Annotated in this window: 15 protein-coding genes and 1 riboswitch; of the genes, 10 read left to right on the forward strand and 5 right to left on the reverse strand. The window is 61.2% G+C overall.

What is annotated here, in order from left to right:
* Nucleotides 1-103 precede the first annotated feature (103 nt).
* A complete protein-coding gene (locus tag HBN63_RS04335; RefSeq protein WP_170048540.1) occupies nt 104-1,228 on the reverse strand; it encodes a C4-dicarboxylate ABC transporter in 1,125 nt (374 codons plus the stop codon).
* Between the two features lie 110 nt (nt 1,229-1,338).
* Between HBN63_RS04335 and HBN63_RS04340 the strand changes: the two genes are divergently transcribed.
* The 4 genes from HBN63_RS04340 to ligB all read left to right on the forward strand — a co-directional run bounded on the left by HBN63_RS04340 (nt 1,339) and on the right by ligB (nt 6,295).
* Nucleotides 1,339-2,250 carry a LysR family transcriptional regulator gene (locus tag HBN63_RS04340; RefSeq protein ID WP_170048541.1) on the forward strand — a complete coding sequence of 304 codons (912 nt, stop codon included), beginning with the start codon at nt 1,339-1,341 and terminating at the stop codon, nt 2,248-2,250.
* A 46-nt stretch (nt 2,251-2,296) separates the two neighbouring features.
* A complete protein-coding gene (locus HBN63_RS04345; RefSeq protein ID WP_170048542.1) occupies nt 2,297-3,310 on the forward strand; it encodes a metalloregulator ArsR/SmtB family transcription factor in 1,014 nt (337 codons plus the stop codon).
* Between the two features lie 14 nt (nt 3,311-3,324).
* Complete coding sequence (gene metK / locus HBN63_RS04350) at nt 3,325-4,515, forward strand: methionine adenosyltransferase (RefSeq protein WP_170048543.1); 1,191 nt, start codon at nt 3,325-3,327, stop codon at nt 4,513-4,515.
* Nucleotides 4,516-4,633: 118 nt separating this feature from the next.
* Nucleotides 4,634-6,295 carry an NAD-dependent DNA ligase LigB gene (gene ligB, locus HBN63_RS04355; protein WP_170048544.1) on the forward strand — a complete coding sequence of 554 codons (1,662 nt, stop codon included), beginning with the start codon at nt 4,634-4,636 and terminating at the stop codon, nt 6,293-6,295.
* 5 nt (nt 6,296-6,300) lie between these two features.
* On the opposite strand, the gene HBN63_RS04360 is transcribed toward ligB, so the two are convergent.
* Together HBN63_RS04360 and HBN63_RS04365 are read right to left on the reverse strand one after the other, a co-directional pair.
* Nucleotides 6,301-6,750: a cytochrome c gene (locus HBN63_RS04360; protein ID WP_170048545.1), complete on the reverse strand. Its 450-nt coding sequence runs from the start codon at nt 6,748-6,750 to the stop codon at nt 6,301-6,303.
* Nucleotides 6,751-6,862: 112 nt separating this feature from the next.
* Nucleotides 6,863-7,249 (reverse strand): MAPEG family protein, encoded by a 387-nt coding sequence (locus tag HBN63_RS04365; RefSeq protein WP_090250047.1) that lies wholly within the window; start codon nt 7,247-7,249, stop codon nt 6,863-6,865.
* A gap of 190 nt (nt 7,250-7,439) precedes the next feature.
* Nucleotides 7,440-7,533, forward strand: a riboswitch (S-adenosyl-L-homocysteine riboswitch).
* 21 nt (nt 7,534-7,554) lie between these two features.
* Here HBN63_RS04365 and ahcY point away from each other — a divergent pair.
* From ahcY to HBN63_RS04390, 5 genes are all read left to right on the forward strand, one after another.
* Entirely contained in the window at nt 7,555-8,949 is a 1,395-nt protein-coding gene (ahcY, locus tag HBN63_RS04370; protein WP_170048546.1) for an adenosylhomocysteinase, read from the forward strand.
* Between the two features lie 99 nt (nt 8,950-9,048).
* The gene (metF, locus tag HBN63_RS04375; protein ID WP_170048547.1) at nt 9,049-9,894 is read left to right on the forward strand and encodes a methylenetetrahydrofolate reductase [NAD(P)H]; all 846 of its coding nucleotides are present in this window, start codon (nt 9,049-9,051) and stop codon (nt 9,892-9,894) included.
* 188 nt (nt 9,895-10,082) lie between these two features.
* Nucleotides 10,083-11,456 carry a nucleotide 5'-monophosphate nucleosidase PpnN gene (gene ppnN, locus HBN63_RS04380; RefSeq protein WP_090250055.1) on the forward strand — a complete coding sequence of 458 codons (1,374 nt, stop codon included), beginning with the start codon at nt 10,083-10,085 and terminating at the stop codon, nt 11,454-11,456.
* Nucleotides 11,457-11,560: 104 nt separating this feature from the next.
* Nucleotides 11,561-12,334: a transporter substrate-binding domain-containing protein gene (locus tag HBN63_RS04385; RefSeq protein WP_170048548.1), complete on the forward strand. Its 774-nt coding sequence runs from the start codon at nt 11,561-11,563 to the stop codon at nt 12,332-12,334.
* A 153-nt stretch (nt 12,335-12,487) separates the two neighbouring features.
* Entirely contained in the window at nt 12,488-14,362 is a 1,875-nt protein-coding gene (locus HBN63_RS04390) for a DEAD/DEAH box helicase (RefSeq protein ID WP_167143365.1), read from the forward strand.
* A 90-nt stretch (nt 14,363-14,452) separates the two neighbouring features.
* On the opposite strand, the gene HBN63_RS04395 is transcribed toward HBN63_RS04390, so the two are convergent.
* Both HBN63_RS04395 and HBN63_RS04400 read right to left on the reverse strand, forming a co-directional pair.
* Nucleotides 14,453-15,031: a YceI family protein gene (locus HBN63_RS04395; protein WP_090250063.1), complete on the reverse strand. Its 579-nt coding sequence runs from the start codon at nt 15,029-15,031 to the stop codon at nt 14,453-14,455.
* 60 nt (nt 15,032-15,091) lie between these two features.
* Nucleotides 15,092-15,637 carry a cytochrome b gene (locus HBN63_RS04400; RefSeq protein ID WP_170048549.1) on the reverse strand — a complete coding sequence of 182 codons (546 nt, stop codon included), beginning with the start codon at nt 15,635-15,637 and terminating at the stop codon, nt 15,092-15,094.
* A gap of 304 nt (nt 15,638-15,941) precedes the next feature.
* Here HBN63_RS04400 and HBN63_RS04405 point away from each other — a divergent pair, with 304 nt between their 5' ends.
* A complete protein-coding gene (locus HBN63_RS04405) occupies nt 15,942-17,348 on the forward strand; it encodes an adenosylmethionine--8-amino-7-oxononanoate transaminase (RefSeq protein ID WP_170048550.1) in 1,407 nt (468 codons plus the stop codon).
* The last annotated feature ends 52 nt before the right edge of the window (nt 17,349-17,400 follow it).

The following is a 17,400-nucleotide window of genomic DNA, read 5'->3' on the forward strand; positions in this document are numbered from 1 at the left end:
TGGGGGTCGAAAAAGGCGGCCATTTTCGCCCAGCGGCGCCATGGGGGCAATCACAGATGGTCGTTAACCCCGGACAATCGGCAATTAGCCCCCGTCAGCCGCCTCAAATCGACGCTTGCGTGGCCAGACAGGGGGCGCGAAACAGCTCTCCGTGCCACAAGCCTTGCAGCGTACGACGCATCACCAGCAACCAGACCAGCACCAGCTTGGCCGCCAGCAGCAGGCCCACCCACATAAAGAACGCCAAACCGGTCATCTGCTGCAGAGCAAAGGTGGCCAGGGTGAACACCCCAAGCGGGAAGGTGAACCCCCACCAACCCAGGTTGAAGGGCAGCTCACGGCGCATGTAATGCTGGGTAAACAGACTGGCCGCGACCAACCACCACAAACCCGCACCCCACAGCGCCAACCCACCGACCAGACCCAGCTGCTGCGCCATTTCGGACGCGCCCTGCAACGCAGTGCCCTGCCAGGCTTGAGGCGCCGCCTGCCCCAGACTGATCAAGCCCAGGCAACCGGTAGCCAGCGGCCCCAGTGGCAGCCAGCTGCTGGCGGCAAAATCCATATCCGGCAACTTGTGCAGAGCCAGGCGCAGCAGCACCAAGGCAATCAGTGCAAACGCCAAGCTCAGCGACAAGCCCCACAGCACATAGCCCAGACTGAGCAGCAGTTGCGCCGACTCAGCCGCCAAATGCGGCGCCAGTGCCGCCGCGCCGCTTGCCACCACTTCGGGTGCGACAATCGGCAGCAGCCAAACCCCGGTGAGGGTTTCCAGCACATGTTTTTGCCGGGTAAACATCAAATACGGCACACCGAGTGCCGCGCCCAGAGCCAAGACCAGCGCCAGCCACCACAAACCATGAGCCAGCGCCACGAGGGAGGCGCCATGCACCGGCGCGGCAAACAACAGCAAACCGTTGATCACCTGCACCAGCCCCATGGGGATCGCCCCCAGAAACATCGACTGCACCGGGTGATCGAGCATCGGCCACAGGGTGTCGCGAAACAGCAGCAGGCGCGCGGCAAACAGCAGGCTGAACAGCGTGAACAACAACACCGTCAGCCACCATAGGCCTTCGGCCAGCAGCAGCTGCCCAGGGAAAGACAGCGGCAGCTTGGCCACCACCTGCGCCAGCACGCCGGTGCCCATGGTCATGGCGAACCAGTTGGGGGTGAATTGACGAACAAAAGCCAGCGGCTCATGCAAACGGGTAAAGGGGCGCAACATCAAGGCATTCCTCATAGACAATCGCCAATGGCGATCCATGACTGGGAGGTTAGGTACAGCCGTGCTATAGGTAAAATACATATAAAAGATATAAGGCATACCTTCTATTTATGAATCTGCATCACCTCAAGGTGTTCCTCGCCATCGCCCAGACCGGCAGCATCAGCGCGGGAGCCGCCCGCCTGTTTATCAGCCAGCCGGCGGTGACCCGTGAGATCCGCGAGCTGGAAGCACGCCTGCGCTTGCCGCTGTTTGACCGACAAAGCCGTGGCGTCACCCTGACCGCTGCCGGACAACGCCTGCTGCCCTACGCCGAGCGCATCTTTGCTCTGGAGCAGGCCGCCGAACGTGACTTGCAGGCCTTCGCCAACCTCGGCTGCGGCGAGCTGCACCTGGGTGCCAGCGCTACTCTGGGCAGCTACCTGCTACCAGCGCTGATTGCGGCCTTTCATCAGCAGTACCCCGACCTGCAGCTGAGCCTGCAGATCGACAACACCGCGACCTGCCTGCAACAGCTGGAAAACAACGCCATCACCCTGGCCTTTATTGAAGGGCCGTTCGCCCCGGAACAATTCAATCACCGTCACCTTGGCACGGATGCGTTACTGCCTGTCGCCAGCCCCAAGCATCCGCTGGCGAGGCAGGCGACCGTCAGCCCTGGGGAACTGGCCGACGCCGCCCTGCTGATACGCGAACCGGGCTCTGGCACCCGCGCTAGTCTGGAGCAGGCCTATCAGACGCTCGGCCTGCAACCACGTATCGCCATGGCCCTGGGCAATAACGAGGCGCTAAAACGCAGCTTGTTGACCGGACAAGCCGTGGCCTGGATTTCCGAACTGGCGGTGCAGGAGGAGCTGCGCAGCGGACAGCTGTGCCAGCTGCCCGTTCGCGACTTACAGATCAGCCGCGATCTGCATGCCGTCTGGCGCCGTGAACACAGCCTGAGCCCCGCGGCGGCCGCGCTGCTGGAACAGGTAGAACAGGCACTGAACACCAGTAAGAGCAATATCAAAACTTTTTGATATTGCTCTTGCTGGATAAAAAGTGACCGACTAGACTGCCCAGCCTATGAATATGCGCGCCTCCAATTTGGCCTTCGAGCCGGTCGATGCCCTCGCCGCCCTGTGCAAGGCCAGCGGTGACGCGTTGCGCCTGAACATTCTGCGCGCCCTGGCCAACGACTCGTTCGGTGTATTGGAGTTGGCGCAGATCTTCGCCACCGGTCAATCCGGCATCAGCCACCATCTCAAGGTGCTGGCCCAGGCTGGCCTGGTGGCCACCCGCCGCGAAGGCAATGCGATTTTCTACCGCCGCGCCCTGGCTCAGGGTGAACAGCTGGGCAGTCGCCTGCATAGCGCGCTGCTTGATGAAATCGATCAGCTACAGCTGCCCGCCGAGGTACAGCAACGCATCGCCCAAGTGCACGGCCAACGCGCCGCCGCCAGCCAGGAGTTCTTCGCCCGCAGCGCGGCCAGCTTCCAGGCGCAGCAGGACTTGATCGCAGGCCTGCCGCAGTACCGCGACAGCGTGCTGGCCCTGCTCGACTCACTGGGTTTTGGCCGTGATGCCAGCGCCGTGGAAATCGGCCCTGGCGATGGCGGCTTTCTCCCGGAATTGGCGCAACGCTTCCAGCAGGTACTGGCCCTGGATAACAGCGCGGCGATGCTTGAACTGGCCCGTCAACGTTGCACCGAGGAAGGCCTGGGCAATGTACAACTGCAGCTGGCCGATGCCCTGCAGGACGACTACCCGGCTGCCGACTGCCTGGTGCTGAACATGGTGCTGCACCACTTCGCCGCCCCGGCCGATGCGCTCAAGCAGCTGGCGCAGCGCGTGAAACCTGGCGGCAGCCTGCTGATCACCGAATTATGCAGCCACAACCAGAGCTGGGCCCGCGAAGCCTGCGGCGACCTGTGGCTAGGCTTCGAACAGGACGACCTGGCGCGCTGGGCCGCCGCTGCCGGCCTCAACACCTGCGAAAGCCTCTATATAGGCCTGCGCAACGGCTTTCAGATTCAGGTTAGGCACTTTGCCAAACCGTCACTCACTCATGGCCTACGGGCTGCAACTACCGGTCACTAACAGGAACCCGCACGATGAGCGAATACTCCCTCTTTACCTCCGAGTCCGTCTCCGAAGGCCATCCCGACAAAATCGCCGACCAAATTTCCGACGCGGTGCTGGACGCCATCATCGCCCAGGACAAACACGCCCGCGTGGCCGTGGAAACCCTGGTCAAGACCGGTGTGGCCATCGTTGCCGGTGAAGTCACCACCAGCGCCTGGGTCGACCTGGAACAGATCGTCCGCGACGTGATCTGTGACATCGGCTACACCAACTCTGACGTCGGCTTCGACGGCGCCACCTGCGGCGTGCTGAACATCATTGGCAAGCAGTCCCCGGACATCAACCAGGGCGTCGACCGCGCCAAGCCGGAAGACCAGGGTGCCGGCGACCAGGGCCTAATGTTCGGCTACGCCAGCAACGAAACCGACGTGCTGATGCCCGCACCGATCTGCTTCAGCCACCGCCTGGTCGAGCGTCAGGCCGAAGCCCGCAAGTCCGGCTTACTGCCATGGCTGCGCCCGGATGCGAAATCCCAGGTCACCTGCCAATACGAAAATGGCAAGGTAGTCGGCATCGATGCGGTGGTGCTGTCCACTCAGCACAACCCGGAAGTGTCGCTGGCTGACCTGCGTGAAGGCGTGATGGAGCTGATCATCAAGCACGCCCTGCCGGCCGAACTGCTGCACAAAGGCACCCAGTTCCACATCAATCCGACCGGCAACTTCGTGATCGGCGGCCCAGTGGGTGACTGCGGTCTGACCGGGCGCAAGATCATCGTCGACTCCTACGGCGGCATGGCCCGTCACGGTGGTGGCGCGTTCTCCGGCAAGGACCCATCCAAGGTTGACCGCTCAGCGGCCTACGCCGGTCGTTACGTGGCGAAGAATATCGTCGCTGCCGGCCTGGCCGAGCGTTGCGAGATTCAGGTGTCCTACGCCATCGGCGTGGCTCAGCCGACCTCGATCTCGATCAACACCTTCGGCACCAACAAGGTGGCAGACGATTTGATCATCAAGCTGGTGCGCGAAGTCTTCGACCTGCGTCCGTACGCCATCACCAAGATGCTCGACCTGCTGCACCCGATGTACCAGGAAACCGCAGCCTACGGTCACTTCGGCCGCACCCCGCAGCAGAAGACCGTTGGCGACGACACCTTCAGCACCTTTACCTGGGAGAAGACCGACAAGGTCGCCGACCTGCGCGCCGCTGCCGGTCTGTAAGCTCAGCGCAACAGCCGAAGCCCCGCCTTGTGCGGGGCTTTTTCTTGCCTGCAATTCGGCCCGCCGAGGCAAAAGCGACTAGGCTGAGTGGGCCATCTGCCGAGCAAGGACGCTCACGATGAACGCCCGCATTGCCTGCCTGCTGTTGTTCTGCAACCCTCTCTGGGCCACCTGCCCCGACTGGTCCGCCCCGCGCGCCGAACGCGAATTGAATGCCCTGAGCCGACAAGTGGCCGAATGGGACGATGCCTACCATCGTCTGGGGCAAAGCCCGGTCGCGGACGAGCTGTATGACCAGGCCAGCGTCACCCTGCAACACTGGCGCAGCTGCTTCCCGCAACCCCATAGCGCGGCAGTTAATTCGCTGGCCAGCAGCACCGGCCCGCAACCGCACCCGGTGGTTCATACAGGCCTGCGTAAGTTGCCGGACAAGCGCGCCATTGCGCAGTGGATGGCTAACCGGGAAGAGCTTTGGATTCAGCCCAAGGTCGATGGCGTGGCCGTCAGCCTGGTGTATCACCAAGGGCACCTGCAGCAACTGATCAGTCGCGGCGACGGCCGTCAGGGGCAGGACTGGACCCAGCTGGCCCACCAGCTGCCAGCAATTCCCGCAGAGCTGCCTTCGGCGCTGAACCTGACCCTTCAAGGCGAGTTGTACTGGCGCAGACCTGGGCATATCCAGCGGCAAGATGGCGGCCAAGGTGCACGCAGTAAGGTAGCCGGCCTGATGAGCCGCAAGGCGTTGAGCCATGAGGACGCAGCCGGTGTTGGCCTGTTTATCTGGGATTGGCCCGATGGCCCAGCCAGCATGCTAGAGCGCCTGCAGCAGCTGAGTGCGCTGGGCTTCACCGACAGCGCCACGTTCAGCCATCCCCTTCGCAGCGTGGCCGACGCCAGCCACTGGCGCGAGCAGTGGTACAGCAGCGCCCTACCCTTCGCCACCGATGGCGTGGTGCTGCGTCAGGCCCAGCGCCCGCAGGCCGCACGCTGGCAAGCAGAACCGCCGCACTGGGCAATGGCCTGGAAGTACCCGGTCGGCCAGGCTCTGGCCGTGGTGCAGGCCGTGGACTTTCGCATCGGCCGCAGCGGGCGCATCACCCCGGTGCTGCGCGTGCAGCCGGTAAAATTGGATGACCGGCGCATCGAATACGTCAGCGCCAACTCACTGCAACGCTGGCAGGCGCTGGATATACGCCCCGGCGACCAGGTGGTGATCCGGCTTTCCGGGCTTACCATCCCGGTGCTCGACAGCGTGTTCTGGCACACCCAAGAGCGCGCTGAATTGCCGGTGCCAGATGCCCGCGCTTACCACACCCTGAGCTGCTGGCAAGCCAGCGCCGCTTGCGCCAGCCAGTTCCGTGCACGCCTGGCATGGCTCAGCGGCAAACAAGGTTTATCTCTGCCGGGGGTGGGCCCGGGCACGTGGGAAACGCTGCTGCGGGCGGGAATGATCAACGGCCTGCTCGACTGGCTGGAGTTAACCCCGGAGCAGTTGAGCCGTGTACCCGGCCTCGGGCCGCGAAGCGCAGCGGCCTTGCAGCAGAGTTTTCAATTGGCCCGCCAACGTCCGCAGCAAGCTTGGCTGCGTGCCCTCGGAGTTCCGTCTCAGGTGCCATTAAACGCGGACTGGGACACGTTGGCGCGGCGCAGCTCGGCTGACTGGCAGCGCCAACCCGGCATCGGCCCGCAACGCGCGGCGCAGCTAACGGCTTTCTTCCAGCACCCAGAGGTGAAAGCCCTGCAGGCGCAGTTGCGTGCCGCGCAGATCGCCGGATTTTGAGGACTTTAGAACGCGCGAAACTCTTCATGACAAGCTTTGCAGCTGTCTTCAACACGCTGCATCGGCGCAACCAGTGTATCGGGTTTTAACGGCTTTGCCGCCGTCGCAGCGACTAGCGCAGCGGTGCTGGTTTCCATGGCGCGAGCCAGCTCCTGAAAACGCGCCTGGCGCTGCCAGACGTCATCCTTGGCACGACTTTCCTCACCGTCATCACGCACCTGCGGAAAGTGCTGCCAGGGCGTGCGGGTCAGTTGATCGAGCTTGGCGGCGCCGTCAACAAATGCCTGTTCCTTGAACGCCAACCGCCCGCGCAGCATGCCGCCAAGGTCTTCACTGACCTTGAGCATCTGCTTGAAAATGCTCTGACGCTGGCCTTGCGGCGAATTGGGATCGACACCGCCGCAGCCGCTTAGAGCCAGCGCCAATACAACCAAAGACAGGGTTTTAAGCTTCATAACACCTTCAAATGCCAACAACCGGGTGGATAACGGGTGACAGTATCGCCACCCAGTACCCACCGGCCAAGCGTGGTGTTTTGCCGCAGAGGACTGAACAGTCCGGCTGCAATCAAGCCGATACGACAAACAGGCTGATGATCAGCCCCATGTTGACGAACCACACCAGTGAACGCACCGGCGCCCAGTCAGCCAGGTAACAGATGAAATAGACAATACGGCTGACGACAAACGCGATCGCCAACTGATCAAGCAATGCCTGCTCAGCACCGCCTGCCAGGTGGGCAATGATCACCGCGGCCGAAAAAGCCGGGGTCACTTCAAAACTGTTGAGCTGGGCGTTGTTGGCCCGCCGCCCGACGCCGCTGAGGCTGTTGAGCAACGCCCGCGGGTCATGGTTATGACGCGGGCTAAAACCACCGCTGACGGCCTTGGCGGTAACCGTCGACAGGTAAGGCAGAAACAGGGCAATCAATACACACCAGTAAGCAATCGTCATGGCAGCTCCGCGTTGAGGGAATAAACATCTGCAGCCTGTATCAGCGCTAACGCAAACACCATGACTGAAGCAGCCAAAAGCGATGGCGCAACAGCCAATTCGCCCGACAGAAAGCCTTGGGCTTATGCGCCAGGCTGGCTATACTTCTCCAGCTTCATGTGGCCGGCACAGCTCCGGTCGCACCCGCCACCTGTCCGAGGGGCGCTGCAGCAAACTCTGGCCACCAGAGATTTGTCAGGCTCGGACAGGGCGTTAACCATACGCATCAACGGCGCCCATTCGCAGACAACGAATGGAGAGCTTTTATGAGCGCCGCTTTTAACGATTTTAAAGTCGCTGACATTTCCCTGGCTGCCTGGGGCCGTCGCGAAACCATCATCGCCGAATCTGAAATGCCTGCTTTGATGGGCCTGCGCCGCAAATACGCCGGCGAGCAGCCGCTCAAGGGCGCGAAGATCATCGGCTGCATCCACATGACCATCCAGACCGCCGTGCTGATCGAAACCCTGACTGCTCTGGGTGCCGAAGTACGCTGGTCGTCGTGCAACATCTTCTCTACTCAGGACCAGGCCGCGGCTGCCATTGCTGCCGCCGGCATCCCGGTATTCGCCTGGAAGGGCGAAACCGAAGAAGAGTACGAGTGGTGCATCGAGCAAACCATCCTCAAGGACGGTAAGCCATGGGACGCCAACATGATCCTCGACGATGGCGGCGACCTGACCGAGACCCTGCACAAGAAATACCCGCAGATGCTGGAGCGCATCCACGGCGTCACCGAAGAGACCACCACCGGCGTGCACCGTCTGCTGGACATGCTGGCCAAGGGCGAGCTGAAGATCCCGGCGATCAACGTCAATGACTCGGTGACCAAGAGCAAAAACGACAACAAATACGGCTGCCGTCACAGCCTGAGCGACGCCATCAAGCGCGGCACCGACCACCTATTGTCCGGCAAGCAAGCGCTGGTTATCGGTTACGGCGACGTGGGCAAGGGCTCCGCGCAGTCGCTGCGTCAGGAAGGCATGATCGTACGCGTGACCGAAGTGGACCCGATCTGCGCCATGCAGGCCTGCATGGACGGCTATGAAGTGGTTTCGCCGTTCATCGACGGCATCAACGACGGCACCGCTGCAAGCATCGACACCGCCCTGCTGAGCAAAATTGACCTGCTGGTGACCACCACCGGTAACGTCAACGTGTGCGACGCCAACATGCTCAAAGCCCTGAAAAAGCGCGCTGTGGTGTGCAACATCGGTCACTTCGACAATGAAATCGACACCGCTTTCATGCGCAAGAACTGGGCATGGGAAGAAGTGAAGCCACAAGTGCACAAGATCCACCGCACCGGCAGCGGCAGCTTCGACCCGCACAACGATGACTACCTGATCCTGCTGGCCGAAGGCCGTCTGGTGAACCTGGGCAACGCCACCGGCCACCCGAGCCGGATCATGGACGGCTCCTTCGCCAACCAGGTACTGGCGCAGATCTTCCTGTTCGAACAGAAGTTTGCTGACTTGTCCGCCGACAAGAAAGCCGAGCGTCTGACCGTGGAAGTGCTGCCTAAGAAGCTCGACGAAGAAGTGGCCCTGGAAATGGTCAAAGGCTTCGGCGGCGTGGTGACCCAACTGACCAGCAAGCAAGCCGAATACATCGGCGTGCCGCAGGAAGGCCCGTTCAAGCCACACGCTTACCGCTACTAATTCGTAGGGTGGATAAGCCTCTGGCTTATCCACCGCCGACTTCCCGCAAGGTGGATGGAACAACGCCCTCCACCTTTCGTCTCCAAGGCTAGACACCCTATGAGCCAAGAACGCCGTTACAGCTTCGAGTTCTTTCCCACCAAAACCGAAGCCGGGCACGAAAAACTGATGAATGTGGCGCGCCAGCTGGCGACCTACAAACCCGATTTCTTCTCCTGCACCTATGGTGCCGGTGGCTCCACCCGCGACCGTACGCTCAACACCGTGCTGCAACTCGACGGCGACGTGAAGGTGCCCACCGCACCGCACCTGTCCTGTGTGGGCGACAGTAAGGCCGAGCTGCGCGAGTTGCTGAACCTGTACAAGAGTTCCGGAATCAAACGCATTGTTGCGCTGCGTGGCGACCTGCCGTCGGGCATGGGCATGGCCAGCGGCGAACTGCGCTACGCCAACGACCTGGTCAGCTTTATTCGCGAAGAAACAGGTGATCACTTCCATATCGAAGTGGCCGCCTACCCGGAAATGCACCCGCAGGCACGCAATTTCGAGGACGACATCGCCAACTTCGTGCGTAAGGCCAAAGCCGGCGCAGACAGCGCGATTACCCAGTACTTCTTCAACGCCGACTGCTACTTCTACTTTGTCGACCGTGTGCGCAAGCTGGGTGTAGATATTCCAGTGGTACCGGGCATCATGCCGATCACCAACTACAGCAAGCTGGCGCGCTTCTCCGACGCCTGCGGTGCGGAAATCCCGCGCTGGGTGCGCAAACAACTGGAAGCCTACGGTGACGACACCAACAGCATCCAGGCGTATGGCGAGCAGGTCATCACTGAAATGTGCGAGCGCCTGCTGCAAGGCGGCGCCCCAGGCCTGCACTTCTACAGCATGAACCAGGCTGAACCCAGCCTGGCGATCTGGAACAACCTCAAGCTGCCACGCTGAGGGGCGATACCGCGTCCATGGCCACTGCACGCGCCATGGACGCTATCCCGCGACACACACCACAGTTTGTGACTTCCCCCAAGTCGGCTGCCTCAGACATATCCTGCCGTGACTCATCACCCACACCGACTTGACCTCAAGGTCAACCCTGCATAGCTTGAAGCTCAAGACCTCCATGGAGTTGCTCAATGGTCAGCAGAAAAACCATCAATGCCTCAGTCACCCCCAAAGGCAGCCTGGAAACCCTCTCGCAGCGTGAAGTGCAACAACTGCGCGAAACCGGTTCCGGCAGCGTCTATGCGCTGTTCCGCCAATGCGCCTTGGCGATCCTCAACACCGGATCGCATAGCGATAACGCCAAGACCATTTTGGAAGCCTACCCAGACTTCGAGATCAATATCCTGCAGCAAGACCGCGGCATCCGCCTGGAGCTGTTCAACGCCCCGGCTGATGCCTTTGTCGATGGCGAAATGATCGCCAGCACCCGTGAAATGCTGTTCAGCGCCCTGCGCGACATCGTCTACACGCAGAGCGAACTGGAAAATCAGCGCATCGATTTTGGCAGCTCTCAAGGCATCACCGATTACGTCTTCCACCTGTTGCGCAACGCCCACACCCTTCGCGCCGGCGCCGAGCCGAAGATTGTGGTGTGCTGGGGTGGCCATTCGATCAGCACCGAAGAATACAAATACACCAAGAAAGTCGGCCACGAACTGGGCCTGCGCGGTCTGGACATCTGCACCGGCTGCGGCCCTGGCGTGATGAAGGGACCGATGAAAGGCGCGACCATCTCCCACGCCAAACAACGCAACGTACATGGCCGCTACCTGGGCCTAACCGAACCCGGGATCATCGCCGCCGAAGCGCCCAACCCGATCGTCAATGAGCTGGTGATCCTGCCGGACATCGAGAAGCGCCTGGAGGCCTTCGTCCGCGTCGGCCACGGCATCATCATCTTCCCCGGCGGCGCGGGCACAGCCGAGGAGTTGCTGTATTTCCTCGGCATCCTCATGCACCCGGATAACCAGAACATCCCCTTCCCGCTCATCATGACCGGGCCACGCAGCGCCGCCGCCTACCTGGAGCAGCTGCATGAGTTTATCGGCGCGACCCTGGGTGAAGCGGCGCAGCAGCGCTATCGCATCATCATCGACAACCCTGAGCAGGTCGCCCGGGAAATGGCTGAAGGGATCAAGGCCGTCAAACAGTTCCGCCGCGAACACAACGACGCCTTCCACTTCAACTGGCTGCTGAAGATCGATGAGAGCTTCCAGCACCCATTCGAGCCAACCCACGCCAACATGGCCAGCCTCAAACTGACTCGCGAGCAACCGGTGCATGAACTGGCCGCCAACCTGCGCCGGGCGTTTTCCGGGATTGTCGCGGGTAATGTCAAGGACAAGGGCATTCGCCTGATCGAGCAGCATGGCCCTTATGAAATTCGCGGTGAACGCGAAATCATGCGCCAGCTCGACCAACTGCTGCAGGCCTTCGTGGATCAACACCGGATGAAACTGCCGGGCAACAGCGCCTATGTACCCTGCTATAAGTTGATCACCTGAGCGTACATGCACACATGTTTATAGGTCATGGGCGGCCGACACACGCAGATAGCAGCTACAGTGAGACAGGGTATCTGCAATGAAGTCTGCGAGGTCACCGCACCATGGTCAGGTTGTATGCACTGCTTTTCCTGCTGTCTTGCAGCGTCACCAGTTTCGCCCAGCCCCTGAAAGTCTGTACCAATGAATGGCCACCCTACACTCTCCTAGAAGACGGTCAGGTGCGCGGAATTGATGCTGATCTTCTGCACCTGGTACTGACAAACCTGAATATCAGTTACGACATTACGCTGGAACCATGGCGGCGCTGCTTGCGCAAGATGAGCGATGGCAAACTGGATATTCTGCTCGATGCGTTCTACAGCGACGAACGCGCCAAAGGCATGATTTTCCCCAATGAAGCCATGGCCGACAGCGCAATGGTGCTGTTCCACGCACGAGCACGCCCTCACCTGATCAACTCGGTGGACGATCTTACCGGCTTGCGGGTTGGCACAGAGCCCGGCTACGCCTACAGCAACCAAGCCTTCGCTAAGGGCACTCACTTTGTGCGTGAGGACGCCCCAACGCTGGACGCCAATATTGGCAAACTCCTGCTGGGGCGCATTGATCTGGTGATAACTGACCGGGCCGTCGGCCTTTACACCGCCAAGACAATGGGCGCCGAAAATGCCATCGCCTACAGTCCGCAACCGCTGTACAGCGACCGGGTGTATGCCGCCTTCAGCAAACGGCCTGCCGTGGCAGCACTGGTGCCTCGCTTCGAGAGCGAATTGCGACGCCTCAAAAGCAGCCCCGAGTACGCAGCAATACTGCGGCGTTATCACCAAGAAGTACCGTCTCAGACCGCCGAGCAGACCGACGCTCGCGCTAACTAGCGGCTCTGTTATACTCGGGCCTTCCCGCCAGGCTTGCGCCCGGATGCTAGCCCCCAGAGGCCAGTAGTACCGGACGGGATTACGCCACCCAAGCGTGATTCAAGCCAGGCAATACACCCCATAGGGCTGCGCCCTCACTAGACAGGATTACACATGTCCTTTGCCTCCCTCGGTCTCTCCGAGGCTTTAGTCCGTGCGGTCGAATCCGCCGGCTACACCCAACCCACTCCGGTGCAACAGCGGGCCATCCCCGCCGCGTTGCAAGGCCGCGACCTGATGGTTGCAGCCCAGACGGGTACAGGTAAGACAGGCGGTTTTGCCCTGCCGATCCTTGAGCGACTGTTCCCCAACGGTCACCCGGATCGCGAACAGCGTCACGGCCCAAAGCAGCCGCGCGTCCTGGTACTGACACCGACCCGCGAACTGGCCGCCCAGGTGCATGACAGCTTCAAGCTGTATGCCCGCGATTTGAAATTCGTCAGCGCCTGCATCTTTGGCGGCGTTGGTATGAACCCGCAGGTCCAGGCCCTGGCCAAGGGCGTCGACGTCCTGGTGGCCTGCCCCGGTCGCCTGCTCGACCTGGCCAACCAGCGCGCCATCGACCTCTCGCACGTGGAAATCCTCGTCCTCGACGAAGCCGACCGCATGCTCGATATGGGCTTTATCCATGACGTGAAGAAGGTCCTCGCCAAGCTGCCAGCCAAGCGCCAGAACCTGCTGTTCTCGGCGACCTTCTCGAAAGACATCACGGATCTGGCCGGCAAGTTGCTGCACAACCCGGAGCGCATCGAGGTCACGCCGCCGAACACCACGGTCGAGCGCATCGAACAGCGTGTATTCCGCGTCCAGGCCAGCCACAAGCGCGCCCTGCTCGCTCACCTGATCACCGCTGGCGCCTGGGAACAGGTACTGGTGTTTACCCGTACCAAGCACGGCGCCAACCGCCTGGCCGAGTACCTGGATAAACACGGCCTGCCAGCTGTGGCGATCCACGGCAACAAGAGCCAGAACGCCCGCACCAAAGCCCTCGCTGACTTCAAGGCCGGCAAGGTACGCATTCTGGTAGCCACTGATATCGCCGCCCGCGGCCTGGATATCGATCAACTGCCGCACGTGGTCAACTTCGAGCTGCCGAATATCGAAGAAGATTACGTGCACCGCATCGGCCGTACCGGCCGTGCCGGGCGCAGCGGTGAGGCGATCTCCCTGGTCGCACCGGATGAAGAGAAGCTGCTCAAGGGCATTGAGCGCATGACCAAGCAGAAGATCGGTGACGGCGATCTGCTGGGTTTTGATGCCAGCACCGTTGAGGCTGAGCGTCCGGAAGTGCGCGAGCCGCAGAAGCCACGTCAACCACGCGGCGCCAAGCCAGAAGGCGAGCGCCATGGCGGTGGCCGCAAGGACAAGGGTAAGGACAGCGGTCGCGACAACAACCGCAGCAAGCCACAGGGCGGCCGCAGCCAACAGCCGCGTGGCGCATCATCAAGCCGCGCCGCCGCACCAGCCGTACCCGCACTCCCTCCGGACCGCGCGCCGGACGAGTTCCGCGACGATGAAATCGATAATTTCGGCAACCGTGCCGACTATGTAAGCCCGAACCAGAACAAGCAGCAGAACCGTGGCCGTCGGCCCGGTGCGCCTGCAGCGCCAAGTGGCCCAAGCGCCAGCAATGGCGTTGGTCTGGGCGCTCGCCCGGCCAAACCACCGCGTAGCAATGGCGGTGGTGCCAATGCTGGCGGTCAAGGCCGTCGTCAGGGCACAGGCTCTGGTGGCCAAGGCGGTCAGGGCCGTAATGGTTCCGGCCGTGCACGTCCGCCGCGTGATACCCGCACCACATCGCTGAACCGCGATGAGCTGCCACGCCAGGAAGCGGCGGTGAAAAGCCCACGCGACAAGCAACCAGTGATCGTGCACAAGGGCTCACGCCTGGACCGCTTCCCGACACCGGAGCAACTTGACGAACTGGCGAGCGCACGTCCGCGCGGCGAAAAGCCGGCCCTGCTGACACGTAACCGCGAAGAGTCATAGTCCGCCAGCCGCACACAAAAACGCCGCCCAATGGGCGGCGTTTTTGTTGGCAGGTCTAATCTCAGGCGGGGTATGCCCCGCCTAGCAGGCTTACTTGCGCACGCCTTCCACCGAGATGATCAGTTCAACGTCCTGAGACGCAGGGCCGAGGTCTTTCTGGATATCGAAGTCTTTCAGCTTCAGCTTGGTGCTGCCTTCGAAGCCAGCACGGTAGCCACCCCATGGGTCCTTACCTTCGCCGATGAACTTGGCGGCAATAACCACCGGCTTGGTCACGCCATTGAGGGTGAGGTCGCCAGTAATGTCGGCAGTGCCTTCACCGGTTGATTTGACCGAGGTTGACGCGAAGGTCGCGGTTGGGTGCTTGCTGACGTTGAGGAAGTCACCGCTGCGGATGTGCTTGTCGCGCTCAGCGTGGTTGGTGTCGACGCTGGTGGTGTTCAGGGTGACATTGACCTTGCTGTCCTGCGGCTTGGCAGCGTCAAAGCTGAAGCTGCCGTCGAAGTCTTTGAACGTGCCGTACAGCCAGCTGTAACCCAAGTGGCTGATCTTGAAATTGACGAAGGCGTGTTGGCCTTGCTTGTCGATGGCGTAATCGGCCGCCATCGCCTGACCAGCGCCGATCAATGCGCCACCCAGTGCCAGGGCTACGAGGGTTTTCTTCAACATGGGTATGCTCCTTGTGAGTGTGAGATGGGGCCAGTCCAGCCCCGGAAACAGCAAACGCAACTAGCGACCGAACATCCGCGTGAGCGTACAGTCACGATCAATAAAGTGGTGTTTCAACGCTGCAAGCGCATGAATGCCGGCAAAAATCACCAGCGTCCACGCCAGGTACTCATGCACCAGCCCAGCGACATCTTCCTGATCAGGAATGCTGGTCAAACTGGCTGGCACTTCAAACAGACCGAATACCGGAATGCCGCGACCGTCTGCCGTGGAAATCAGGTAGCCGGAAATCATCAGCACAAACAGCCCCAGATAGAGAAAGATGTGGCCCAGCTTGCTGGCCATACGCGTCATCCGCCCATGGTTAGGCAGACTCGCCGGGGGCGGACTGAACCAGCGCCACAGCACCCGCGCCAGCATCACGGCAAACAGCACCAGGCCGATGCTCTTGTGCAGGTCCGGAGCCGTCTGACGCCAGCTGCTGTAGTAATCCAGCCCGACCATCCAGTAACCCAGGCCAAACAGACCGAAGACCACCACGGCGACCAGCCAGTGCATAAAGATGCTGACCAGCCCGTAGTGAGAAGAACTATTGCGCCATTGCATTACACACTTTCCGGAGAGAAGGACTAGAACCGCGAGTGGAGCAAGACTAGCAACAAACCTATCGACTAAAAGCGGAATTTTTCGCTTTGAAATATCGGGAAATACGATGCGTAGCCCTAATGCTTTAACTCAGCACGATTAGTCTAGCGGCACACTGCAAAGTTCAGCGCAAGGGCTACAGAAGGCAGAATAGAGCGGACCAGCGGGCGACCAGAGTCATCGTTTAGGGTTGTGCTGCCCATCCACTGCAATGCTTCTGATAGGCTGGGGGCAGATGAGTGTGAGCCGAGGAAGAAGTAAAGCGATGAGCCTGAATGACCAGTGGATGCAGCGTGACCTGAAGGTGCTCTGGCACCCTTGCACGCAAATGAAGGACCACGAACAGCTGCCGCTGATACCGATCAAACGTGGGGAAGGCGTGTGGCTCGAGGACTTCGATGGCAAGCGCTACCTCGACGCGGTCAGCTCCTGGTGGGTCAACGTGTTTGGCCACGCCAACCCGCGGATCAATCAGCGCATCAAAGATCAGGTCGATCAGCTGGAGCATGTGATTCTCGCCGGCTTCAGCCATCAGCCGGTGATCGAATTGTCCGAGCGCTTGGTCAAGATGACACCTGCCGGCCTGGACCGAGTGTTCTACGCCGACAACGGCTCATCCTGCATCGAAGTCGCGCTGAAAATGAGCTTTCACTACTGGCTCAACGTCGGCAAACCGGCGAAGAAGCGCTTCGTTACCCTCTCCAACAGCTACCACGGCGAAACCATCGCGGCCATGTCCGTGGGCGATGTCGCGCTGTTTACCGACACCTACAAGGCGCTGCTACTCGACACCGTCAAGGTGCCCAGTCCGGATTGCTATCACCGCCCCGACGGCATGAGTTGGGAAGAACATTCGAGCAATATGTTCCTGGCCATGGAACAAACCCTGGCCGAGAACCACGGTACCGTCGCTGCGGTAATCGTCGAGCCCCTGATCCAGGGCGCTGGCGGCATGCGCATGTATCACCCGATCTACCTCAAGCTGCTGCGCGAGGCCTGCGACCGCTATGGCGTGCACCTGATTCATGACGAGATCGCCGTTGGCTTCGGCCGCACCGGGACGATGTTCGCCTGCGAACAGGCCGGCATCCGCCCGGACTTCCTCTGCCTCTCGAAAGCCCTAACCGGCGGTTATCTGCCGCTGGCCGCCTGCCTGACCACCAACGAGGTGTATCAGGCGTTCTACGACGACTACTCGACCCTGCGCGCCTTCCTCCACTCACACAGCTACACCGGCAACCCGCTGGCCTGCGCGGCGGCCCTGGCAACCCTAGATATCTTCGAGCAGGACAATGTGATCGAGGCCAACAAGGCCCTGGCCGATCGGATGGCCAGCGCCACCGCACACCTGGCCGATCACCCGCATGTCGCCGAAGTGCGCCAGACTGGCATGGCCCTGGCCATCGAGATGGTGCAGGACAAAGCCAGCAAAACCGCCTACCCCTGGCAGGAACGTCGCGGCCTCAAGGTGTTCCAGCACGCGTTGGAGCGCGGCGCGCTGCTAAGGCCACTGGGCAGCGTGGTGTATTTCCTGCCGCCTTACGTGATCACCCCGGAGCAGATCGACTTTCTCGCCGAGGTGGCCAGCGAAGGCATCGATATCGCCACCCGTACCTCGGTCAGCGTGGCGCAAGGTAATGCCAACTACCCCGGCTTTCGCGATCCGGGCTAAGGCATTCACCCTCAGCCGGCTGTATGCGGCACGCCTGAGGCGTTAAGCTTGC

Origin of the sequence: Pseudomonas sp. WS 5011, assembly GCF_012985775.1 — a bacterium.
In the GTDB taxonomy this organism is placed as follows: domain Bacteria; phylum Pseudomonadota; class Gammaproteobacteria; order Pseudomonadales; family Pseudomonadaceae; genus Aquipseudomonas; species Aquipseudomonas peli.

Bases quoted from the DNA above. Each gene is read 5' to 3' on its own strand.
- metF (WP_170048547.1), top strand. From the start codon at position 9,049: ATGAGCCAAGAACGCCGTTACAGCTTCGAGTTCTTTCCCACCAAAACC.
- HBN63_RS04335 (WP_170048540.1), bottom strand. From the start codon at position 1,228: ATGTTGCGCCCCTTTACCCGTTTGCATGAGCCGCTGGCTTTTGTTCGT.
- ahcY (WP_170048546.1), top strand. From the start codon at position 7,555: ATGAGCGCCGCTTTTAACGATTTTAAAGTCGCTGACATTTCCCTGGCT.
- HBN63_RS04340 (WP_170048541.1), top strand. From the start codon at position 1,339: ATGAATCTGCATCACCTCAAGGTGTTCCTCGCCATCGCCCAGACCGGC.
- HBN63_RS04405 (WP_170048550.1), top strand. From the start codon at position 15,942: ATGAGCCTGAATGACCAGTGGATGCAGCGTGACCTGAAGGTGCTCTGG.
- HBN63_RS04385 (WP_170048548.1), top strand. From the start codon at position 11,561: ATGGTCAGGTTGTATGCACTGCTTTTCCTGCTGTCTTGCAGCGTCACC.
- metK (WP_170048543.1), top strand. From the start codon at position 3,325: ATGAGCGAATACTCCCTCTTTACCTCCGAGTCCGTCTCCGAAGGCCAT.
- ppnN (WP_090250055.1), top strand. From the start codon at position 10,083: ATGGTCAGCAGAAAAACCATCAATGCCTCAGTCACCCCCAAAGGCAGC.
- HBN63_RS04365 (WP_090250047.1), bottom strand. From the start codon at position 7,249: ATGACGATTGCTTACTGGTGTGTATTGATTGCCCTGTTTCTGCCTTAC.
- HBN63_RS04400 (WP_170048549.1), bottom strand. From the start codon at position 15,637: ATGCAATGGCGCAATAGTTCTTCTCACTACGGGCTGGTCAGCATCTTT.
- HBN63_RS04360 (WP_170048545.1), bottom strand. From the start codon at position 6,750: ATGAAGCTTAAAACCCTGTCTTTGGTTGTATTGGCGCTGGCTCTAAGC.
- HBN63_RS04390 (WP_167143365.1), top strand. From the start codon at position 12,488: ATGTCCTTTGCCTCCCTCGGTCTCTCCGAGGCTTTAGTCCGTGCGGTC.
- HBN63_RS04345 (WP_170048542.1), top strand. From the start codon at position 2,297: ATGAATATGCGCGCCTCCAATTTGGCCTTCGAGCCGGTCGATGCCCTC.
- ligB (WP_170048544.1), top strand. From the start codon at position 4,634: ATGAACGCCCGCATTGCCTGCCTGCTGTTGTTCTGCAACCCTCTCTGG.
- HBN63_RS04395 (WP_090250063.1), bottom strand. From the start codon at position 15,031: ATGTTGAAGAAAACCCTCGTAGCCCTGGCACTGGGTGGCGCATTGATC.